Below are 20,718 nucleotides of genomic sequence, written 5' to 3' on the forward strand. Positions count from 1 at the left end.
CCACAAGTCGTTTGACTCATGTGTGCAAAACTAAATAGAGTCGAAATAGTAACTTTTCAGTACATCGTTTAAAAGTTAGCGTTCTCCATGGCTACAGAAAAAGCCGAAACCGACCGCGTTCCCGTTACGTTGGCGCTCTCGACCATCAATTATCTCGAAAGACTGGTGAGACAGGGTACCCACGGCACCAGCGTTCCCGGCGTCGCAAGAACTTTGATCGAGGAAGGCATTCGGCTCGCCATCAAGGACGGGCTGCTTGCGATCCGCGACAACGGAAAGGCGTCCTGACGGGAATTTTCGGAACGCGGCGGTTCATACAGAATGTGGAACCGAAAACATGCTTACGAACGTACCGACATGGACTACCGATCGCGTCGAATTGCTGAAGAGTCATTTTGAAGCTGGCCTCACCTGCCGCGAGATCGCAGCCAGCATCGGCGTCAGCCGCAACGCGGTGATCGGAAAACTTGCCCGCCTGCAATTGACGCGCGGCCCGGCCCGTGCCGAACCGCGCCCGACCAAGGCCGCCCGAGAGCGCTCCAGAAAATCCATCCCCAGACTGCAATATCAGATCCTGCAGGCCGTCTACGAAAACGCGCAGCCGCTCCAGGAAGAGCCGATCGCCAGCGAACGACGTTGCTCGCTATTCGAACTCAGCAACGAACGGTGCCGCTGGCCGATCAGCACGCCCGGCGCCGAGGACTTCTGCTTTTGCGGCAACACGCCGGTCGAAGGGATGCCCTATTGCGCGGGCCACCACCGCCTCGCCTACCGTCCGGGCTCGCGCCAGCGCGTCGTGCGAGGACAAGGCAACCGGTTCGCGTGAAGAAAACGCCTTAACACAAAGAGGAGCCTCGGTTCTGATTCAATCAGAACCGATGGAGCCCTATCCCAGCCGCCAGCCGACCTCTTCCGTAAGGCTCTTGTAGAACTCCGGCGTGTAGGCCTTTTCCGGGGCCTGCCGCACCCGCTCGTCGAGCCTGTGGGCATCGTCGCCGACGAGAATGCGCCAGCGATCGGCTTTGACGCCGTCGAGGATGATCTTGGCCGCGGCCGCCGCCGTGGTCGGCGCCTGTTCGAGAAAGTTGCGGGCACGGTCGAGCGCGATCTTCTGGATGTCGTCGTCCGACATCGGCGCGGTGTCGATGCCCATGCCCTTCAGGCGCTGCCGCGTCGCCAGGATTTCATTCGGGCTCAATGCTTCGGATTCCGATCCGCTCTGAATTTTGCGCGAATTTGAAACGATCGAGGTGCCGATATGCCCGGGCATCACGACCGAGCATTTGATGTGCGGGGCGTTGAGCCGCAGGTCCGTCATCAGCGCTTCGGTAAACCCTTTCACCGCGAACTTGGCAGCACTGTAGGCGGTGTGTGACGCGCCCAAGCCGACCGAGGCCCAGAAGCCGTTGACGCTCGACGTGTTGACGATGTGGGCTTCGTCCGCCTTCATCATCAGCGGCAGGAAGGTGCGGACGCCGAGATAGACGCCGCCCCAACAAATGTTGAAGGTGCGCTCCCACTGCTCGCGCGTGTTGGTGAACAGGCTGCCGCCGCCACCGATGCCGGCATTGTTGAACAACAGATGGATCTTGTCGGTCGCCTGCTGCTCGATCAGCTCGTCGCGAAAACGCTGGAGGTGGTTTTCGATCGAGACGTCGGCGACATGCGTGGTGACGCGCAGCCCCTGCGGCAGCTTTTCCGCCTCGCACATGCGCTTGGTCTCGGCCATCGCCTCCAGGGAAACATCGCACATCGCGACATTGCAGCCTTCGGCCACGAGCTGGCGCGCGAGTTCGCGGCCCATGCCCGTGCCGCCTCCGGTGATCACGGCAAACTTCCCGGCAAAGTCCTTCATTGCGATCGTTACCTCGGTTTTCAATTTTTGAGTTGGAGCCCTCATGGCAATGGAGCCCGCGCGAACAGGACAGTAACAGGTCGCGACTGCCGGTACAGCCGCCCGTGAGACTGATAGTACGATGGTCTCGCCGGCGTTTTCGCGCGGCGGAATTTACTCCGCCGCCTCGCGAGAGCCGCCCAGCGCGCCCAATCCCTCCAGCGCCTTCCTGATGGCAGCCTGTTGCACGGGGGATGCTTCCGGCATCGGTGCGCGGGAGAATGTCGTGGGCAGCCCCTGCAGCGACTGCGCATAGCGCGTGCACGCCGGCAGATTGTCCGAGACGATCGCATTCCACAACGTCAGCAGCTTCTTGTGCAGCTCGAGCGCGCGCGCGTGATTGCCCGCCTTGACCACGTTCCAGAGTTCGACGGAAGCGTGCGGCGCGGCACTCAGGATCGCCGCGATCGAACCGTGCGCGCCGAGCGCGTAGGACGGATACATCAGCGCGTCGACGGCGCTGTAGATCAGTTTGTCCGGCGCCATCATCATGAGATCGGCAAACAGTTTCAGATCGCCTGCACTCTGCTTGACGCCGACGACCAGCGGTACCTCGTTCATGATCCGCGTTAGCAGCGCCGGCGAGAGATAGGACCACGGCACCACGTTGTAGATGATAACAGGCATGCCGGTTTCGTCAGCCATGCGGCGGAAATGATCGACCATCGCCTGGTCGTCCGGCTTGAACAGATAATGCACCGGCGTCACCTGCAACGCGGCGACATTCATGTCGCGCACCAGCCTGCCGCGCCGGACCGCATCGCGCGTGGAATCGACGATGATGCCGGCAATGACGGGCGCGCGCCCCTTGGCGGCTTCCACCGTCGCCGCCACCAGGTCACGATATTCCTCATGGTCGAGCGTATGCCCCTCGCCGGTCGACCCGCCCGCCGCCATGCCATGGCTGCCGGCGCCGACCAGCCAGTCGACCTGGGAGGCAACAAGCTTAAAATCGATCTCGCCGTCTTTGCGGAACGGCGTTGTCATCGGCGGTATCACGCCGGTCGGACGTGTTTTCATGGACCTGCCCTCGCGTTTCGATTCCCTGGTAACGGGTGTATCCCCGACTTTCCCGGCCTGCCCGCCGGTTGTGGCAAGCCTATTGAATGCCGGGACCGCGATCCAGTTGCGGAATTGACACGGCTGGGCATCGGAAACGCCGTGCAAGTTCCCACGTACGGCACAGCCTGATCCGGCGCGACGCATATTCGCTGGATTCGCCGCAGACGAACATATTGGCCGGTATTGTAGAAGCCCATTTGCGGCGGTCGATCCGCGATGCGGCGGCGAGCAGGAATTGAGCGGCGGTTTGAGCTCGCAGCCAACAAACTGTCAGTTGGTTAACCTTACATCTCCAAAGTTGTATTTCAGTATAAATACGATCTTCACGATTCATCACTATTCGGGTCTCAGCTGAATACGGGACCCGCATGGCCAAAGACGCAATTGAGCTGGTGAGCCCCCGGTATGGCGCTCGCGACATTGCGCCTCGATCTGGCGCAACAGCTCGAAAAAGCCCGCGGCAAGATAAACTCCCCAAATCGAGTGGCGATTTTCTGGAGCACGACCGCGTTCCGCCGATGGCTTCCCCTCCGCTCGCACCGACGGACGGCGCCCTGATTATGTCCTCATTCGACCCGCGGCTGGAAAGCCTGCGTGGCCTCGCGGCGCTGCTGGTGTGCGTGCATCACGGGATGAGCGTGTTCGCCGACAATGCGCCTCTTGCTGCCATGGACGCCCTGCTGTTTGCGTTCAATTCGGCGGCGGCGGTGATCTTCTTTTTCGTGCTGAGCGGCTACGTGCTCGGCCGCGCGTTGGAGCGCGACGGCACATTCGTGACCTACCTGGCACGGCGGCTGTTCCGGTTGCTCCCGCCCTTCGTGGTCGTGCTGCTGTTCACCTTCGCCTGCGAACGGCTCTTCCGTATCGATCCCATACCGTCCGGCCTGATGCCCGGCTTCCAGCGCATGTTCTGGCCGCAGCCGACCTGGGATGCGCTGTGGGACAACCTGCTTCTCAGGTCGTTCACGGTGAACGGTCCGACGTGGACGCTCCTTCTGGAACTACTGGGCGCCCTGATGCTGCCATTTGTGGTCGCCGCGCATGTCAGAATCGAGCAGCGGTGGCGCTGGGCGCTGTTCGTCGTGATCGCGACGCTGCTCGCGATCAGCCCCTATCACATGCTGTTGTGGTTCTATTCCGGCTACTTTCTCGCCAAGGAGATCGGCGCGTTGCTGGCGGGGCGGCGGTGGCTTGCGGCAACCACGTTCGTCGTCGGCCTGATCGGCCTCGAGACGGCCGGCACCAACTCGGAATTCTATGCGGTCGGCATCGTCATCCCGTCAGCGATCGCCGCGGCGCTGATGATCGGCGCGGTGGCGGCGTCGCGCGAGCTGCTGCAGTGGACGACGGTTGCGCCGCTGCGGTTCCTCGGACGAATCTCCTATAGCCTCTATTTGGTGCACTGGCCGATCTTCTACGTCTGCGCCTTGCTCGCTGTTATTTGCCGCCCGGCCGTGCCGACCCATATCTGGGGGAATCTGCTCGTGATGGTGACGTCCGCGATCGTCGCGGTTGGCATCGCCGCGCTGTCATATCGATTTGTCGAAGCGCCGTCGATCAGAGCGGGCAAGTCGGTGGCGCCCGCCCTGGAGCGTATCTTGGCTCGGATATGGACGAGGATTTCGCAACCGCAAGCCGAGGCGAGCTGAAGCGGGCTGCGCTGGCGAACATCAAGCTTAACGTGCGAGTTCGGTTGCATATTCCAGCGCGCCGCCATACATCCTAAAATGAAATCCGGTCAAGAAAAGGCCCCGAAGCGCCAGACCTACACGACGACGGCCTCGATCGGCGTCGTGCGTCGGTTTAATTATTCGTCGCAACTACGAAGAAATCCGTCAAAAAACAATCCCAGCTCTGAAATGACGCTAGCCGAATCCATAGCCTTGAGTACAGATTTTCCATACATCTTTCGATGGTCTCGCGAGGGACGAATGGGTCAACGTTGCCGTGTATTAGCATGCGGCACCATGTATACCTGCCTCGTGGAGTTTGCTGATGGCTTTCGCATGGTCACCACCACCAACGCGCTGAAGAAAGCCGAGCCAGATTCAAACGGCCGAACTTAGCGAGGCCGTTCGTTTCGCTGGAATGCCCCTAACCAACGCGGTTCGCTGCGCGGAGCTGGAATTGACCGGAAACGCGGGCATCAAGCCATGCGAGCCACCTTCGTTGCGGCGCCGTTTCGACGCATAGGCGCGGAGAAACAGGGCGCTACCGCGCAGGCTTGAACCTGTTCTTTAGCTTCAACGTCGGCTTCTCAACAAAATTCCAGGAGAACATGGCAAACGCGAGCGTAAGCGGCAGACCCAACAACAGAACAATCACTCCGTGCCTGTATTCGGATGGCAGGAAGTAGACCAAAGTCTGTTGGATCGGGAATCCGAACAAATAGATCCCGTAGGAATAATCGCCATTCCGCAAAAAGCCCGGAAGGGAGAGTCTTCGAGTACCAATGTAGATGACGATGTATGTCAGCGCCAAGAGGCCCGGGATAACAAGCGACGGAAGGGCAAGAGCGATGAAAGCGACAAGGACGGCGATCACGGCGCCGCGGCCAGATATGACAATACGATCATTCCAATGAAACGCCAGGCACCCGACAACGAACGCCAGGATCAGCATCTTCCAATCCGCAACAGCAAGAAAGTTGTAGAGTTGTCCGCCCCGAATTGCGTACGCAGCAGTAGAACAAAGCGCCAGTAAGCCGACCAGTGTGAAGTATCTCCTGCTAAATGCCGCCGTTGAAACGATCATGAAAGACATGAAAATGTAACAAAAGAATTCCGGTCTCAACGTCCATAGGTTCAAATTTACAACGCCAGGTATGGGATTTTGAGCAAACAGCCCCGGAAGATATAAGTGAAGACTGCCTACGATATTGCGAAAGTAGTTGAGAAATAATGGGTCGGAAAAATATTCGGACAGGCTTTTTTCGGTGAGCCACGGCCCCAGGATCCAGGCGCTCAGGGTTACTTCGACGATGAGTGCAGGCGCGATCCGCAACACGCGGAACAAGAGAAAAGTTGTAATGCTTTTCGTGCGAATGGCACTTCCGGTGACGAGATAGCCACTGACCATAAAGAACATCGGCAGTGCCGGGCTGACAAGGAGCCGCTGGAGTGGATTGCCAGCGAACTCCTCCGCGCGGTCCAATCCCATGCAAACGAGCATGGCGTGCAGCGTGAAAATCCAGACCGAAAGCAGGAGTCGCAGCGCGTCGAAGCCGGGACCTACGCCATTGTTTGCCTCAAGGATATCGGCCGCGGTCGCGGCCTGCCCTTTAGTCACGAGGCTCATGGCAACTTCGGAACTTTGACCCATTTAAGCGAATGGCTCACACAAATACGAGGAACATGCTCGGCTTCTCTACTACGTTTATAGTTTACACTTTTCGAATCGGACCCGAACGGCGAAGCCGCCGCTCTCAATCGAGCGCGGGTGCGGTCGCACGACGTCGCCGGAGGAGCGGCAGCCTTCCCGGCTCAAGCCGCCGCGATGGTGGCTTTAAGCGCAAGCAAATTCGTTTGACCCGCAATGGTGTTGAATTGAGTAACGACGTTCATCGCAGTAAACCTTGAGCGGCGTGGCGCCGTCGATGAATGTCGCCTTGACGAACTGGTGACCGATACCGCCCGGGTTGGCGCCGCATACGATCCGTGGGAACAGGCCCTCGTATTCCTTCGGCAGTGTGATGCCGACCATGCGTACGCTGCAGCCTGGTCGCGCGTCATCTCCGAAAGATCGATGAAGGGCTCGCCGGAGTCGGTGATGGAGGCATAATCCATCATGTTGGCGAAGCCGGTTTTGGCGAATTCCCGAAGAGCGTCGGCGACCTCGATCTCGGCCTTTTTGGCTCCCGCGGCTAGCCTCGCTGGTCAGCTCGAGGAAGACAGGACCGCGCAGCCAGGCATGGGCCACATGCGACGTCCGCGGCGTGGTTTTGACCTCAGTCGGTTCGCTCGAAGCCTCAACCATCGGCATCCCGCGTCCGTGAGCCGGCGGTCGTCACTTTTTTCGCCCTGCCAAAATAGAATCCCAGGATCGTCGTCCAACCGGCCAACAGCTCACGCGGAATGTCTACGGGATTCTTAAACAAAACTACGTAACATATGACCAATGTGACGACCATTCCAATGAGCCCCGAAACATCCCAAGTGATATCGGCAATAACTTTGTCCATAATGCCGTCTCGGGGCGGAGTAGGCGTAGCGCGCTCTGCATCTCTGATGGCGTGCAACAGCTGAGCGAAGTCCACGCTAGTGTCCTTCAATCGAGCTTGGATAGCCGGGTCCTTCATCAACTCCATCACATACCGGCTCCGGTTGCGTTGCGGTATTACTACCATGAGCACGATACCTGTTATGATCACTATGACCGTCAACAGGATAGTAATTTCGATTGAACGTTCCGATATCGTTTCCATCACTGCGCCCTCGCATCTAGCCCAGTGTTTGGTAGCTTCCGTCTGACACGCTTCCGTGTCAACGGGAGGTAGTGGGGTCTCACCTAGCGGTGCCGCGCGCGGCGCGGAAGATGTCAGCGCTTGCGACATCTTCCTGGTGTCCGTTAAGGGCTGTTATCGGACCCCAAGCACGGCGTTCGCCGCCAATCTATTTCTTTGACAGCCTCCCACTTCTTGAACAGGAAGCGTTGGCTGTTGACGTCGAACAGGAGCAAACCGCGCTCTCCGGACCTAATAACCGACGCTGTCAGTGGTCCATCCGTCGTTTCGATTTTTTGCCCTGTCGATTCGCTCAGATGCGATCGTGTCTGATCCGCGCCAATTCCCATCGCTGCGAACATCAGAAAGATTCCCAAGTATAGCCCGATCGACCGCCGATCCACGTACCTAGCAGGCAAGAAGAAGGCCACACTTGCAAACAACGTGGCCACCCCCACGGCGAGCCCACCTGGGGTCCGCCGGTAGTAGCACCAGCTGATAAAGGCAACTGCCCAGACAAACGCCACCAGACCCGCCTCCAACTGAAACGCCGGAGGTCAGCTGGGACGAGCTGCGACGGCTGGTCGCGCTTGCCCTCGGCCGCGATCGCTTCCGCACGCTGATCCGGGGAAAGATCGACCGAGCGGGTTTTCCACCGCTTGATGAAGAATGGGGCGGGTTCTACTGGCCCAAGGTCAAGCAGTGGCTGGACTCGCATAACGAGGTTGGCGCAGACAAAGGTGGCCCAGATGCCCACCGCGACGAGGAAGACCGACCCGAGACCTTCGATGCCGCCCCGGGGAAAAAGACCAGGCTTCAAAGTCGGCCGCAACAACCTGCCGTACTGGTACGCGAAGCAGGTCAGCCGGATCGTCCCCGCGGACTTCCCCGATCACTTGCGGCCGTTGCCTCTGGACGCGACCGAAGATGAGATCGCGCAGCTTTGCCAGGACCACACCGCCGAGCTCCGCGAGTTTCTCGCTAAGAAACCGGCCGAGCCGCAGCTCACCAGGACCCGGTACGACGGCACCATGACCAGCGCCTGCCGCATTTACCGGGAACATCCGCTATCGGATTTTCGCGACGTGAAGTTCACGACGCAAAAGTTCTATGTCACCTGCCTGCGCCGGATCGAGGCCACCGTGGGCCAACGCCTGATCCGCAACCTTACCAAGGCGGATTTCAAACACTGGTACAAGGAATGGCGGAAGGGCGAGATCTCGATCGACGCCGACGGCAAACAGACCATCGGGGCCGAGCGCATCGACCACGCGCATGACACCATCAGCATGGTGCGCACCGTGATCTATTTCATGGCCTCGATCGGCAACGAGCAATGCGAGCGGGTCGCCAAACGCGTCGAGAAGGTGAAATTCGAGAAGGGCGGCGCGCGCGAGGGCGAGCTCACCTATCAGCATGTCTCGTCCTTCATCCGCACGGCGCTCGAGCTCGGCAACAAGGGCGTCATCCCGCGCGACCGCGCACACACCATGTCGATCGGCGTCGCGGCGCAGTTCGAGCTGATGCTGCGGCAGATGGACATCATCGGCGAATGGGCGCCGATCGGCGCCACGCGCAAGCTGCCGGCCGGCATCATCACGCTGGACGTGCCGGCGTCCGCGCCGACCGAGCAATGGGCCGGCTTCTTCACCTGGGAGAACATCGCCGGCTGGCGCTGGCGCATGAAGACGTCGAAGTCGAAGTATCGCGCCGCGCAGGATTTTGACCTCACCCGCTTCAGCCTGCTGCTGCCGCTGCTCGAGGCCGTGCCGCTGCACGAGCGCACCGGTGCCATCATCAAGGGCGAGCGCGGCCTGCCGATCCGCGCGCGCAGCTACTACAACTGGTTCAAGGATATCGCCGAGCCGGCCGGCATTCCGGCCGAGGTCTGGAACATGGACGCGCGCGCCGGCGGCGCCACCGAGGCCGAGGAAGCGGGCGCGACGGTGCAGATGATCAAGGGCGCCCTCACCCACACCAAGGAGAGCACAACGCTGCGCTACATCCGTCGCCGGTCCGAGAAGATCACCGGCGCGGTTGCGGATCTTCGTAGCGCCAAGCGTGCGTCAGAAAACGATGGCGGAACAGCGTAAGAACCGCCTGTCAGAATCACGTCAGAATCGCAGAAAGGAAGTTTAGGGGATTCAATTAGTTAGTTGGTCGGAGCGAGAGGATTTGAACCTCCGACCCCTAGTCTCCCAGACTAGTGCGCTAACCGGGCTGCGCCACGCTCCGATGCCGTTCCATTAGCTGCGATCAGCGCCCGGCGCAAGGCGCGGAAACGGCCTCATTGGGGCAACAGCCAGCCAGTTCCCCGCCCGCCCGTCAGCCGTCTTTCATCGCATTGTCCAGCAATTGCCGGCAGGCGACGAGATCCTGCAGCACCCGTTCCAGGCGTTCGCGGTCGGCGTCCGAGGGGCCGGGCTTGCCCTTGGCGAACGGCAGCAGGATGCCGTCGTCGTCGGTGTCGACAAAGCGGTAGTCGATTTCTTTCTCTTCGGTCTCGTAATCGTCGTCTTCGGCATCGACGGTCGGCGTCTCGCCCTCCTCGGGCTCCTGCAGGCTGAGTCCGATCGCCTCCTCGACGGCGCCGAAAGTGACGGCGGAAGTCTGGTCGGCAAGGCCCTGCACCGATTTGATGCCGTGCTCCTTGAGGATTCGCTGCACGCCGCGGATCGTGTAGCCCTCGCCGTAGAGCAGCCGGCGAATACCCTTGAGCAGGTCGACGTCATCAGGGCGGTAATACCGCCGCCCGCCGCTTCGCTTCATCGGCTTGATCTGGGCGAACCGCGTCTCCCAGAACCGCAGCACGTGCTGGGGAATATCGAGTTCTTCAGCGACTTCGCTGATGGTGCGGAACGCATCCGGCGCCTTGTCCAAATGCCAGCTCCTCTCAACTCATCCTGTTGGTGAAGACGCAGTACTCGCCTTGCTACGCGGCCGTATCACCCGGTCTCGCTAGTCGGTCTTGTCAGTCGGTCTTGCCTTCGCCGTTGCCGACCGCATGGCCGTTGATCCGCTGCTTCAGAATAGCTGACGGCTTGAACACCATCACGCGACGCGGCGAGATCGGCACTTCGGTACCGGTCTTCGGGTTACGTCCGATCCGCTGACCCTTCTTGCGCACCATGAACGAGCCGAACGACGACAACTTCACCGTCTCGCCCTTCTCCAGGCAATCGGTGATCTCTTTCAAAACGAGCTCGACAAACGCCGACGATTCCGTCCGCGACAGGCCCACCTTCTGGTAGACCGCCTCGCACAAATCGACACGTGTGACTGTTTTCCCGGTCCCTGTCATCGCCTGCCCCGCGCTCTCGGCGAACAATTTATTCCCTGAAATTATGAGGTTAGCTCGCAATGGTCAACAGCGACCATCATGCAGACGCATGGAACAGCACAACAAATTTGATCAGTATTTTACGCAGCGCTCACCAGCGCACGAGCGCGGAACCCCAGGTGAAGCCGCCGCCCATGGCTTCGAACAGCACCAGATCGCCTTTCTTCACGCGCCCGTCCTTGACGGCCACCGCGAGCGCCAGCGGGATCGATGCCGCCGACGTGTTGCCGTGCAGATCGACGGTCAGCACCACTTTCTGCGGTGCAATATGAAGCTTGTGCGCCGAAGCATCGATGATTCGCTTGTTGGCCTGATGCGGGATGAACCAGTCGATATCGTCGGCCGTCAGGCCGGTGGCGTTGAAGGCATCGACGATCACGTCGGTGATCATGCCGACAGCGTGCTTGAACACCTCGCGGCCTTCCATCCGCAAAAGGCCAACCGTCTGGGTTGAGGACGGACCGCCATCGACATAGAGCTTCGACTTGTGGCGGCCGTCGGAACGCAAATGCGTCGTCAGCACACCGCGGTCGCTCGATTTGCCCTGCTCCGTCTGCGCCTCCAGCACGACCGCGCCGGCGCCATCGCCGAACAGCACGCAGGTACCGCGGTCGTTCCAGTCCAGAATCCGCGAAAAGGTCTCGGCGCCGATCACCAGCGCGCGCTTGTAAGTGCCCGCGCGCAGGAAATTGTCGGCGGTCGCCAGCGCAAAGACGAAGCCGGAGCAGACCGCTTGCAGGTCGAAGGCAGCGCCGTGGTTGATGCCGAGCCCCTCCTGCACCGCGACCGCGGTGGCCGGAAAGGTGTTGTCCGGCGTCGAAGTCGCCAGCACAATCAGGTCGATCGATTGGGCGTCGAGCCTCGCATGATGCAGCGCCGCGCGCGCAGCCTTGATCGCCAGGTGCGAGGTGAACTCGCCCTCGGCGGCGACGTGGCGCTCGCGGATGCCCGTGCGCTGCACGATCCACTCGTCGGACGTATCAATGCGGCTCGCCAATTCGGCATTGGTCAGAATCCGCTCCGGCAAATATGAGCCGCAGCCGAGCACGACCGAACGTATTGCAGTCACGACACAACCTCCTGCGCGATCTGCGCCTGTACCAGCGCACTGATCTTGGTGAGGAGATCGCAGCGGACCATCTCATAGCCAACATCAACTGCGTAGGCAAAGCCTTCGGCGTTGATTCCGCCATGGCTCTTGACAACCACACCTTTCAGTCCAAGCAGCACGCCACCATTGGATTTGTTCGGGTCGAGCTTGTCCCGGAGCGCCTTGAAGGCGCTGCGGGCAAACAGATAACCGATCTTGGACTGCCAGCTGCTCGCCATCGCATTGCGCAGAAAATCCGCCATCTGGCGCGCGGTGCCTTCCGCGGCCTTCAACGCGATGTTGCCGCTGAAACCTTCCGAGACGATCACATCAGCCGCGCCCGCGCCGATCCCGTCGCCCTCGACGAAGCCGAGATAGTCTAACTCTGGAAGATTCATCGCACGCAATTGTTCCGACGCCTTGCGAATCTCCTCGCCGCCCTTGACTTCCTCGACCCCGATATTGAGCAGGCCGACGGTCGGACGCTTCAGGCCGAACAGCACGCTCGCCATCGCGCTGCCCATGATCGCGAGCGACACCAGATGATGCGCGTCACCGCCGATGCTGGCGCCGAGGTCGAGCACGACGGAATCGCCGCGCGCCGTCGGCCATACACCGGCAATGGCCGGCCGGTCGATGCCGGGCATGGTGTGCAGATGGAAGCGCGCCATCGCCATCAGCGCGCCGGTATTGCCGGCGGAAACCGCCACGTCGGCCTCGCCCTTCTTCACCGCGTCGATCGCAAGCCACATCGACGAGTTCTTGCGGCCGCGGCGCAGCGCCTGGCTCGGCTTGTCGTGCATGCTGACGGTCACATCGGTATGGACCACGCGGGAGGCCTTTTGCAGCGCCGGATATTTCGCAAGCTGCTCGTCGATCTGCTTGCTGTCGCCATAGAGCAGGAATTCGCTGTCGGGATGCCGTTTCAAAGAGATGGCGGCGCCGGGAATGACGACCGATGCGCCGACATCGCCACCCATGGCGTCAAGCGCGATTCGAACCTTTTGCGGCATGAACGTCCCGGAAACCTGATCTCTTGCGGCCCTCGTAAGCCCGGCCGCGCACTGGTAATGGCACCGCCAAAGCGATGCTCGGCAAAGCGCATCCCCGCGCCTCCGCCGGGCCGCGACAATAGCGTGTCCCCGTCCCGACACAACCTCTTGACCACGCTCTTTTGGCGAAAGGCAAGCGCTGTGGCCCGAAATCAAAGGTGGAAGATATCTCTATATAATTCAATATCTTATGGAAGATTCTTGGCGGAACATGACAACCACCTTGAACCAATGGCAGCTTCGCCGACCACTTTGACTGCCGGCTATTTGCCCTTGGACTTCCTGCTGCCCGGTTTTTTCGGTTCTGGCTTCAACGCCCTTAGCGCCGCGAACGGGTGATCCTCGGGATCGGCGGCTTGAACCACCGGCTCAAATACGGCGCCGGGTTTGCGCGGATATGGATCGACCGCGAGATACAATGCGTCGGTGGTGACCCGGCCGAGATCGATCATGCCGTTCTCGATCGGCTCGGGCGGATCGGGGGTCTCCTCGTCGCCTTCCTCGGCCTCGTCGACCAGCGCGGCCATCTGCGGGATCTGCTCGGGCGGCGCGAAGATAAGATCGATCGGCTCGTCGATGTCGCTCTCGATCTCCTCCAGCGTCACCACGCAGGTCTGTCCGATCCGCGCCCGCACGTGGCCAGCGACGTGAAAGCGGCCGCCGCTGTTTGGCGTGACGTCGAACGAGGCCTGCGCCGAAAGCACTTCACGCAAGCCTCCGACATCGGCCACCGCGTTGCGGACGGCCTGATCGGCCTCGAGGTCGCGATGCAGGCCCGTCTCCGGTATCTGCGCCACCGCGATGGGGACGCGCCACGGGTCGGGCTTCTCTGTGGTGTTGCTCTTGCTCATTGCTGCGCGCCATTCTCCGGCAGGGGAAACTTGGCCGAGCCGCTCATCAGCGCCGCCTCGTCGAGGCGATCGAGAGCCGCCATCGCCGCCTCGGCATAGGCTGCAAGCAGGCTGGCCTTTTCGATGTTTTCGCCGTTCAGGATATTCTTGCACATCGCCTGCGCCAGCGCCTCGCGGCCCTCCGTCAGCGCAAAATCATAAGCCGCCGTCCGGCCATAGAAGGCCTCGCCGAAGGCCTGCATGCGCTTCGGCACCGTGAGGTCGCCGACCCCCATCTCGCGCAGATTATCGTCCATATCGTTGCAAAAATGGTCGAACAGCCCCTGTGACAGGGCTGTGCCGCCCTCGACCGACTTCAACCGTCGGAGGATCAGCCACAAATGCAGTAGAAGGAGGTCAAAACGGCCGTTAACCGTGTCCGGAACCCCAAAGTCCCGATAAAACAACGGTTCTCGCGCCTGCGTCACGATCATGCCATAGATGGCCTCGATGGTGCCGCGCAACGGCGTCCGGGGTTTCCTGAAGTGATTGAACGGCCAAAGCATTGTGGGTTCCGCAAGCGAGCCCTCCAGAGTCTTTGCCCGGAGACCACGCGTGTTGCAATTCGGCGTGCTGCCCGGTACGTCAACGCACCGCGCGATGCAAGAGGACGGGCTAATTCCTGAGATGACCGAGATGAGCCACCTGAGCACCTGCGTGCCCTCGCCGCGCCGCCCGATCGCGCGCCGGCGCGGTTTTCGCGCGGCTGCAGCCGTGGCACTGATTTGCGCGGCACTCGCCGGGTGTACCGGCGAGCAGTTCCAGAAGGGCTATATCCTGCCACCCGGCGCGCTGGAGCAGATCCCGATCGGCGCCAGCCAGGATCAGGTGCTGATCGTGATGGGAACGCCGTCGACGGTGGCGACCCTGAACGGCGAGGTATTCTATTACATCTCGCAGCGCTCCGAGCGCAAAGTCGCGTTCATGAATCAGCAGGTCGTCGACCAGCGCGTGATTGCGATCTATTTCGACAAGAATCGCCAGGTGCAGCGGCTCGCCAATTACGGATTACAGGACGGCAAGATCTTCGACTTCATCAGTCGCACCACGGCGACATCAGGCCAGGAGCTCAGCTACCTGACGCCGCTGTTCAAGCTGCTCAGCTTTAACTAGACTGCGTTCCGCAACGCGGAAATCCTGCGCCAAGTCGCCCGCTTGCCCTCTGCGCGCGTGGTGCCTACGCTTCCTGCAAACAATGATTCAGCAGGGAGTGAACTTGTGACGATTAGAGCTTTTTCGCGACGCCGCGTTTTGACCGGAGCTGCGGCCGTTTCTGCGGCGGCCATTTTGCCGCGCGCGAGCTACGGCGCCGACTGGCGGCCGACCGACACCGTGCGTGTCATCGTGCCGGCGGCGGCGGGCGGCAGCACCGACGTGATGGGACGGTTGCTGGCCGCCCATCTGCAGACCGCCTGGGGCCAGAACGCAGTGGTCGAAAACCGCTCCGGCGGCGGCGGCACCATCGGCACCGCCGAAGTCGTGCGAGGAAGAGCGGACGGGCACGTCATCCTGGTCGGCAATCCCGGCCCGAACGCGATCGCTTACAGCATCTTCCGCAACATGACCTACAAGGCCGACCAGTTGCAGCCGGTCAGTAACATAATCCGGATTCCGAACATCGTGTCGGCGCATCCGTCGACCGGCATCAAGTCGATCCCGGAACTCATCGCCTACATCAAGGCCAATCCGGACAAGCTGACTTACGCCTCCTCCGGCGTCGGCCAGAGCCCTCACCTCACCGGCGCCTGGTTCCTGCAGCTCACCGGGCTGAAGATGGTGCATGTGCCGTTCCGCGGCGCTGGACCGGCGCTGCAGGCGGCCTTGGCCGGTGACATCCAGATCCTGTTCGACAACCTCTATCCCTCACTGCCGCAGACCCAGGACGGCAAGCTCACCGCGCTTTGCGTGACCACGCCCGAGCGCAGCCCGGCCGCGCCGAACATCCCGACCATGCGCGAGGGCGTGCCCGAACTTTCGAAGTTCGACGTCTCCTCCTGGTTCGGAATCTTCCTGCCGAAGGCCGCGCCCGCTCCCGCCGTCGAGGCGCTCAACAAGGAGATCAAGGCGATGCTGGCGCGCGAGGATGTCAAGAAGACCCTCGGCAACATGGGCGCGACGGCCGACTGGGGCACGCCGCAGCAGTTCTCCGATTTCGTGCAGGCGGAGACGACGAAATTCGCCGAGATCATCAAGCGCGAAGGCCTGCAGATGGACGTGAATTGAGAAGGTAATTCCCATAGCCCGGATGGTGCGAAGCGTAATCCGGGAATTTTGAGCCCGCGGATTCTTCGGCCCCCGGATTTCGCTGCGCTCCATCCGGGCTACGAACTAGGACAACTTGTTGATCTTCTTGACCTTGGCATCGGTGGCTTCAATTGAGAGAGCCAGTTCCAGGATGGCCTTGGACAGCAGTTCGATGGCTTCCTTCTGGTCCTGCGACCTGGAGGCGCGGAGTGCATAATTCCGGGCAGATGAGAGCGACATGGATTGGTCTCCGTGTTGTCCGCGTACAGCGAACGAGGTTCAGGCCAAGCAAAAACCCCGCGGCTCGCACCGCGGGGTTTTCTTTTCGGTGAGGTTCGCGCCGCTCAGTGCGCCAGGATCGCCAGCAGCAACAGCGCCACGATGTTGGTGATCTTGATCATCGGGTTGACGGCGGGACCCGCCGTATCCTTGTAGGGATCGCCGACGGTGTCGCCGGTCACGGCCGCCTTGTGGGCGTCGGAGCCCTTGCCGCCGAAGTGCCCGTCCTCGATGTACTTCTTGGCGTTGTCCCAGGCGCCGCCGCCCGAGGTCATCGAAATCGCGACGAACAGGCCGGTCACGATCACGCCGAGCAGCATGGCGCCGACGGCGGAGAACGCCGCCGACTTGCCGGCCGCACCACCACCCGCGATGGCGTAGATCACGAAGTAGACGAAGATCGGCGACAGCACCGGCAGCAGCGACGGGATGATCATTTCCTTGATCGCCGCCTTGGTCAGCAGGTCGACGGCCTTGCCGTAGTCAGGCTTGTCGGTGCCTTGCATGATGCCGGGCTTCTCGCGGAACTGACGCCGCACTTCCTCGACGATCGCACCGGCCGCGCGGCCGACCGCCGTCATGCCCATCGCGCCGAACAGATACGGCAGCAGGCCGCCGAACAGCAGGCCGACCACCACGTAGGGGTTGTTGAGCGAGAAGTCGGGCAGCACGCCCTGGAAGTACGGATGCTTGGCGGAGTTGGCGATGAAGAACTTGAGGTCTTCATTGTAGGCCGCAAACAGCACCAGCGCGCCGAGACCGGCGGAGCCGATCGCGTAGCCCTTGGTGACCGCCTTGGTGGTGTTGCCGACCGCGTCGAGCGCGTCGGTCGACTTGCGGACTTCCTTCGGCAGGCCGGCCATTTCGGCAATGCCGCCGGCATTGTCCGTGACCGGACCGAAGGCGTCGAGCGCCACGATCATGCCGGCCAGCGCCAGCATCGTAGCGGTGGCAATCGCGATGCCGAAAAGGCCGGCAAGGCTGTAGGTAACGAGGATGCCGGCAATGATCACGATGGCCGGACCGGCGGTCGATTCCATCGAGATCGCCAGACCCTGGATCACGTTGGTGCCGTGGCCGGTGACCGAGGCCGAGGCGATCGACTTCACCGGGCGATATTCGGTGCCGGTGTAGTATTCGGTGATCCAGATGATCAGGCCGGTAACGACGAGGCCGACGACGCCGCATTCGAACAGCGCCATGCCGGTATATTTCACGCCCTCCAGCGGACCGAAGCCGATCAGCCAGTTGATCACGACGGCAACACCCACGAGCGACAGCACGCCGGTCGCGATCAGGCCCTTGTACAGCGCGCCCATGATCGACTGGCTGGCGCCGAGTTTGACGAAGAAGGTGCCGATGATCGAGGTGACGATGCAGATGCCGCCGATGGCGAGCGGCAGCGTCATCATGTTCACCAGCAGCGGCGAGTTCGCGAAGAAGATCGCGGCGAGCACCATGGTGGCGACCGCAGTCACCGCGTAGGTCTCGAACAGGTCGGCCGCCATGCCGGCGCAGTCACCGACGTTGTCGCCGACGTTGTCGGCGATGGTCGCCGGGTTGCGCGGATCGTCCTCAGGGATGCCGGCTTCGACCTTGCCAACGAGGTCGCCGCCGACGTCAGCCCCCTTGGTGAAGATGCCGCCGCCGAGACGGGCGAAGATCGAGATCAGCGAGGCGCCGAAGCCGAGCGCCACCAGCGCGTCGACGACGACGCGGTCGTTGGCCTTCAGCCCCATGCCGTGGGTGAGATAGGCGAAATAGATGGTGACGCCGAGCAGCGCGAGACCCGCGACCAGCATGCCAGTGATCGCACCCGCCTTGAAGGCGAGCTCGAGACCGCCCGCCAGCGAGGTCGTCGCAGCCTGCGCGGTGCGCACGTTGGCGCGGACCGAGACGTTCATGCCGATGAAGCCAGCGGCGCCCGACAGCACCGCACCGATCAGGAAGCCGATCGCAACCAGCATGCCGAGGAAGTAGGCCAGCAGGGCGAAAATCACGACGCCGACCATGCCGATCGTCATGTACTGGCGCTTGAGATAGGCCTGTGCGCCTTCGGCGACGGCTGCCGCGATTTCCTGCATGCGCGGGTTGCCCGCGTCCGATTTGAGAACGGAAGACGTCGCCCAGATGGCGTAGACGATCGAAAGCGCTCCGCAGAGCACAATCACCCATAATGCTGTCATTGAATTTGCCTCAGATTTTTTGTTCCACCCCGCGCGTCACCGCGGTCGCGGCGGACGCATAAAAAGGAGGCCTTCCCTGCCCAGAAGGGCGGCCTCTCAAATCGGCGGGACCATGCCAAAATCGCCCCCCCGGCGCAACGTCGCGGAGGCCAGAATCCGTCGATTTTTGAAAGGATTCACCGGTAAGCCGGCCTGCCAAATCGTCGCCCGCGCGGGCGGCGGGCGCTGGTTATGAGGTTGGGGCTCGGCCCAAAATACATGAACCCGCCCAATCCCATCAGGATCGAGCGGGCTCACTAGCCATTCCAGTACATCCGTGAAACGACCGTTTCGAGGCCTTAGACGAGCGACAGGTTTTCCGCGCTCACCTTGCCCCGCATCTTGTCGGTCTTGAGTTCGAACTGAACCTTCTGACCTTCGGCCAAACCGCCGAGGCCGGCGCGCTCGACGGCCGAGATATGCACGAACACATCCTTGCTGCCATCGCTCGGCTCAATGAAACCGAAACCCTTTTGACCGTTGAACCACTTCACTGTTCCCGTAGCCATTTTCTCTTCTCCAAAGCACATAGGCTTTTAATTCCGCGCGGCGATCGCACGGATTCAAATCCGTTCTCGACGATGTCTCTGGAAGAAGCCCCTTAAGGGGCGCGTTCGAAAAGGCACGACGGTAATCGAATGGCGTTACACCTATAGGTTTTCCGCGAAATAGCAATGGCTGGCGGCAAATAAAACCGAAGGCGTTAACGCCCAAGCCTTCAAAAATGGCTGTAAGAGCGCCGTTCCAGCGCGATTTCCCTGCCCTGCCCGTCGATGAACTTCGGAAACGCACTTCCAGCGACCACCGTTCCGATGGAACTCACGGCGACGCCGGCGCGCTCCGCGGCCTGCGAGAAGGCTTCGACGCGGTCCTCAGCGATCGTGCACAGGATCTCGTAATCGTCGCCACCAGTGATCAGCGCTTCCAGCCCGACAATTCCCCGCAACACCAGATCGCGCGCGGCGCTCGACAACGGGATCGACGGCAAGTCGATCACCGCCGATACGCCGGACACGCCGCACAGCTTGGCGAGATCGCCGGCAAGGCCATCGGACACATCCATCGAAGCGCTGGCATAGTCGCGAACGATTTCCGCCATGGCCACGCGCGGCTGCGGAACGCGATAACGCCCGATCAGCGCGTCGCGCGCAGCGACATCGGTTGCCGCGGCGTGGACCTTGCCGCCCTTGAGAACGGCAAGCCCCAGCGCGGCGTCGCCGATCGTGCCCGTCACCATCACGCGCTCGCCGGGCTTTGCCCCGCTGCGATGGATCATCTTGCCCGGCGGCACACGGCCGAACGCGGTGACCGAAACCATCAGCGGTCCGGGCGTCGACACAGTGTCCCCGCCCAGCAGCGGGCAATTGAACAGCGCGGCATCCTCGCCCAGCGCCGCCGCGAACGGCTTTAGCCAGGCTTCGTCGGCATGCCGCAGCGCCAGCGTCAGCACGAAGCCGGCCGGCGTGGCCCCTTTCGCCGCGAGATCGCTGAGGTTTACCCGCAGCGCCTTGCGCGCGACCGTATCGGGGGGATCGTCGGGCAGGAAATGCACGCCCTCGACGATGGCGTCCGTCGTCACCACGATGTCGTTGCCATCAGGCTGCAACGCCGCGGCGTCATCGTCGAGACGAAAGGCGCCCGGGTGGGTCGCAAGCGGCCGAAAGTATCGCGCGATCAGCGAGTCCTCGCCGGACGCGGGTTTTCCGCTAGCCACGCGCGAACTCGTCGGCGCGGAACTGGCGCGCGATCTGATCGAGCACGGCGTTGACCATGCCCGTCTCGTCCTTTTCGACGAAGGCATGCGCAACGTCGACATATTCGGACACGACCACCCGGCCCGGGACATCCTTGCGATGCTCCAGTTCGTAGGAGCCCGCGCGCAGCACCGCGCGCAAAATCGCGTCGATCCGCTGAAGCGGCCAGCCCTTCTGGAGCGCATCGTCGATCAAGGGATCGAGCTTGGCCTGGTCGCGGACCACGCCGGATACCACGTCCTTGAAGAACGCGGCCTCCGCCGGCAGATATTTGTCGCCTTCAACCTCGTTACCGAGCCAGTGGCTTTCGAACTCGGCGAAGATGTCGTTGATCCCGGCGCCGGCGATGTCCATTTGGTAAAGCGCCTGCACGGCGGCGAGCCGAGCCGCGCCACGGCGGTTGGCTTTCTTGTCGGGACTTTTCGCTGGCTTCTTGCTGTCTGCCAT

Annotated in this window: 22 protein-coding genes and 1 tRNA gene; 6 read left to right on the forward strand and 17 right to left on the reverse strand. The window is 61.7% G+C overall.

What is annotated here, in order from left to right:
- Positions 1-87 precede the first annotated feature (87 nt).
- Together V1283_RS19475 and V1283_RS19480 are read left to right on the forward strand one after the other, a co-directional pair.
- Positions 88-288 (forward strand): hypothetical protein, encoded by a 201-nt coding sequence (locus V1283_RS19475; RefSeq protein WP_057839093.1) that lies wholly within the window; start codon positions 88-90, stop codon positions 286-288.
- A gap of 49 nt (positions 289-337) precedes the next feature.
- On the forward strand, positions 338-826 hold the full coding sequence (locus V1283_RS19480) for a GcrA family cell cycle regulator (protein WP_334388058.1): 489 nt from the start codon (positions 338-340) through the stop codon (positions 824-826).
- 60 nt (positions 827-886) lie between these two features.
- Here V1283_RS19480 and V1283_RS19485 read toward each other — a convergent pair whose 3' ends face one another.
- Positions 887-1,855: an SDR family oxidoreductase gene (locus tag V1283_RS19485; protein WP_334388059.1), complete on the reverse strand. Its 969-nt coding sequence runs from the start codon at positions 1,853-1,855 to the stop codon at positions 887-889.
- A 153-nt stretch (positions 1,856-2,008) separates the two neighbouring features.
- Positions 2,009-2,914, reverse strand: coding sequence for a dihydrodipicolinate synthase family protein (locus V1283_RS19490; RefSeq protein WP_334388060.1), 906 nt, complete (start codon positions 2,912-2,914; stop codon positions 2,009-2,011).
- Between the two features lie 602 nt (positions 2,915-3,516).
- Here V1283_RS19490 and V1283_RS19495 point away from each other — a divergent pair.
- Positions 3,517-4,605 (forward strand): acyltransferase family protein, encoded by a 1,089-nt coding sequence (locus V1283_RS19495; RefSeq protein ID WP_334388061.1) that lies wholly within the window; start codon positions 3,517-3,519, stop codon positions 4,603-4,605.
- Between the two features lie 562 nt (positions 4,606-5,167).
- Here the strand turns inward: V1283_RS19495 and V1283_RS19500 are convergent.
- From V1283_RS19500 to V1283_RS19510, 3 genes are all read right to left on the reverse strand, one after another.
- Positions 5,168-6,253, reverse strand: a complete 1,086-nt coding sequence (locus tag V1283_RS19500) for an acyltransferase family protein (protein ID WP_334388062.1) — start codon at positions 6,251-6,253, stop codon at positions 5,168-5,170.
- Positions 6,254-6,460: 207 nt separating this feature from the next.
- Positions 6,461-6,658, reverse strand: coding sequence for a hypothetical protein (locus V1283_RS19505; protein WP_334388063.1), 198 nt, complete (start codon positions 6,656-6,658; stop codon positions 6,461-6,463).
- A gap of 265 nt (positions 6,659-6,923) precedes the next feature.
- Positions 6,924-7,379 carry a hypothetical protein gene (locus tag V1283_RS19510; protein WP_334388064.1) on the reverse strand — a complete coding sequence of 152 codons (456 nt, stop codon included), beginning with the start codon at positions 7,377-7,379 and terminating at the stop codon, positions 6,924-6,926.
- A 767-nt stretch (positions 7,380-8,146) separates the two neighbouring features.
- On the opposite strand from V1283_RS19510, the gene V1283_RS19515 reads away from it, so the two are divergent.
- Positions 8,147-9,490, forward strand: a complete 1,344-nt coding sequence (locus tag V1283_RS19515) for a hypothetical protein (RefSeq protein WP_334388065.1) — start codon at positions 8,147-8,149, stop codon at positions 9,488-9,490.
- 64 nt (positions 9,491-9,554) lie between these two features.
- Here the strand turns inward: V1283_RS19515 and V1283_RS19520 are convergent.
- From V1283_RS19520 to V1283_RS19550, 7 genes are all read right to left on the reverse strand, one after another.
- A tRNA-Pro gene (locus tag V1283_RS19520) sits at positions 9,555-9,632 on the reverse strand.
- Positions 9,633-9,722: 90 nt separating this feature from the next.
- A complete protein-coding gene (locus V1283_RS19525; protein ID WP_334388066.1) occupies positions 9,723-10,277 on the reverse strand; it encodes a MerR family transcriptional regulator in 555 nt (184 codons plus the stop codon).
- 91 nt (positions 10,278-10,368) lie between these two features.
- Positions 10,369-10,698 (reverse strand): integration host factor subunit alpha, encoded by a 330-nt coding sequence (locus tag V1283_RS19530; protein ID WP_214492960.1) that lies wholly within the window; start codon positions 10,696-10,698, stop codon positions 10,369-10,371.
- 130 nt (positions 10,699-10,828) lie between these two features.
- Positions 10,829-11,806, reverse strand: coding sequence for a beta-ketoacyl-ACP synthase III (locus tag V1283_RS19535; protein WP_334388067.1), 978 nt, complete (start codon positions 11,804-11,806; stop codon positions 10,829-10,831).
- Complete coding sequence (gene plsX / locus V1283_RS19540; RefSeq protein ID WP_334388068.1) at positions 11,803-12,840, reverse strand: phosphate acyltransferase PlsX; 1,038 nt, start codon at positions 12,838-12,840, stop codon at positions 11,803-11,805. The genes V1283_RS19535 and plsX overlap by 4 nt, the downstream gene beginning before the upstream one ends.
- A 302-nt stretch (positions 12,841-13,142) precedes the next feature.
- On the reverse strand, positions 13,143-13,730 hold the full coding sequence (locus tag V1283_RS19545; RefSeq protein WP_334388069.1) for a YceD family protein: 588 nt from the start codon (positions 13,728-13,730) through the stop codon (positions 13,143-13,145).
- Positions 13,727-14,275, reverse strand: coding sequence for a ubiquinol-cytochrome C chaperone family protein (locus V1283_RS19550; protein WP_334388070.1), 549 nt, complete (start codon positions 14,273-14,275; stop codon positions 13,727-13,729). The genes V1283_RS19545 and V1283_RS19550 overlap by 4 nt, the downstream gene beginning before the upstream one ends.
- A 130-nt stretch (positions 14,276-14,405) precedes the next feature.
- On the opposite strand from V1283_RS19550, the gene V1283_RS19555 reads away from it, so the two are divergent.
- Both V1283_RS19555 and V1283_RS19560 read left to right on the forward strand, forming a co-directional pair.
- Positions 14,406-14,882: an outer membrane protein assembly factor BamE gene (locus V1283_RS19555; protein ID WP_442895871.1), complete on the forward strand. Its 477-nt coding sequence runs from the start codon at positions 14,406-14,408 to the stop codon at positions 14,880-14,882.
- Positions 14,883-14,987: 105 nt separating this feature from the next.
- Positions 14,988-15,992 (forward strand): Bug family tripartite tricarboxylate transporter substrate binding protein, encoded by a 1,005-nt coding sequence (locus V1283_RS19560; protein WP_334388071.1) that lies wholly within the window; start codon positions 14,988-14,990, stop codon positions 15,990-15,992.
- A 105-nt stretch (positions 15,993-16,097) separates the two neighbouring features.
- Here V1283_RS19560 and V1283_RS19565 read toward each other — a convergent pair whose 3' ends face one another.
- The 5 genes from V1283_RS19565 to nusB all read right to left on the reverse strand — a co-directional run bounded on the left by V1283_RS19565 (position 16,098) and on the right by nusB (position 20,718).
- A complete protein-coding gene (locus V1283_RS19565; protein ID WP_334388072.1) occupies positions 16,098-16,253 on the reverse strand; it encodes a hypothetical protein in 156 nt (51 codons plus the stop codon).
- Between the two features lie 104 nt (positions 16,254-16,357).
- A complete protein-coding gene (locus tag V1283_RS19570) occupies positions 16,358-18,478 on the reverse strand; it encodes a sodium-translocating pyrophosphatase (RefSeq protein ID WP_334388073.1) in 2,121 nt (706 codons plus the stop codon).
- Between the two features lie 338 nt (positions 18,479-18,816).
- Positions 18,817-19,026 (reverse strand): cold-shock protein, encoded by a 210-nt coding sequence (locus V1283_RS19575; protein WP_028345703.1) that lies wholly within the window; start codon positions 19,024-19,026, stop codon positions 18,817-18,819.
- 209 nt (positions 19,027-19,235) lie between these two features.
- Positions 19,236-20,231: a thiamine-phosphate kinase gene (thiL, locus tag V1283_RS19580; protein ID WP_334388074.1), complete on the reverse strand. Its 996-nt coding sequence runs from the start codon at positions 20,229-20,231 to the stop codon at positions 19,236-19,238.
- A complete protein-coding gene (gene nusB / locus V1283_RS19585) occupies positions 20,224-20,718 on the reverse strand; it encodes a transcription antitermination factor NusB (RefSeq protein WP_334388076.1) in 495 nt (164 codons plus the stop codon). Before nusB ends, thiL begins: the two co-directional genes overlap by 8 nt.

This window comes from Bradyrhizobium sp. AZCC 2262 (assembly GCF_036924535.1).
In the GTDB taxonomy this organism is placed as follows: Bacteria; Pseudomonadota; Alphaproteobacteria; order Rhizobiales; family Xanthobacteraceae; genus Bradyrhizobium.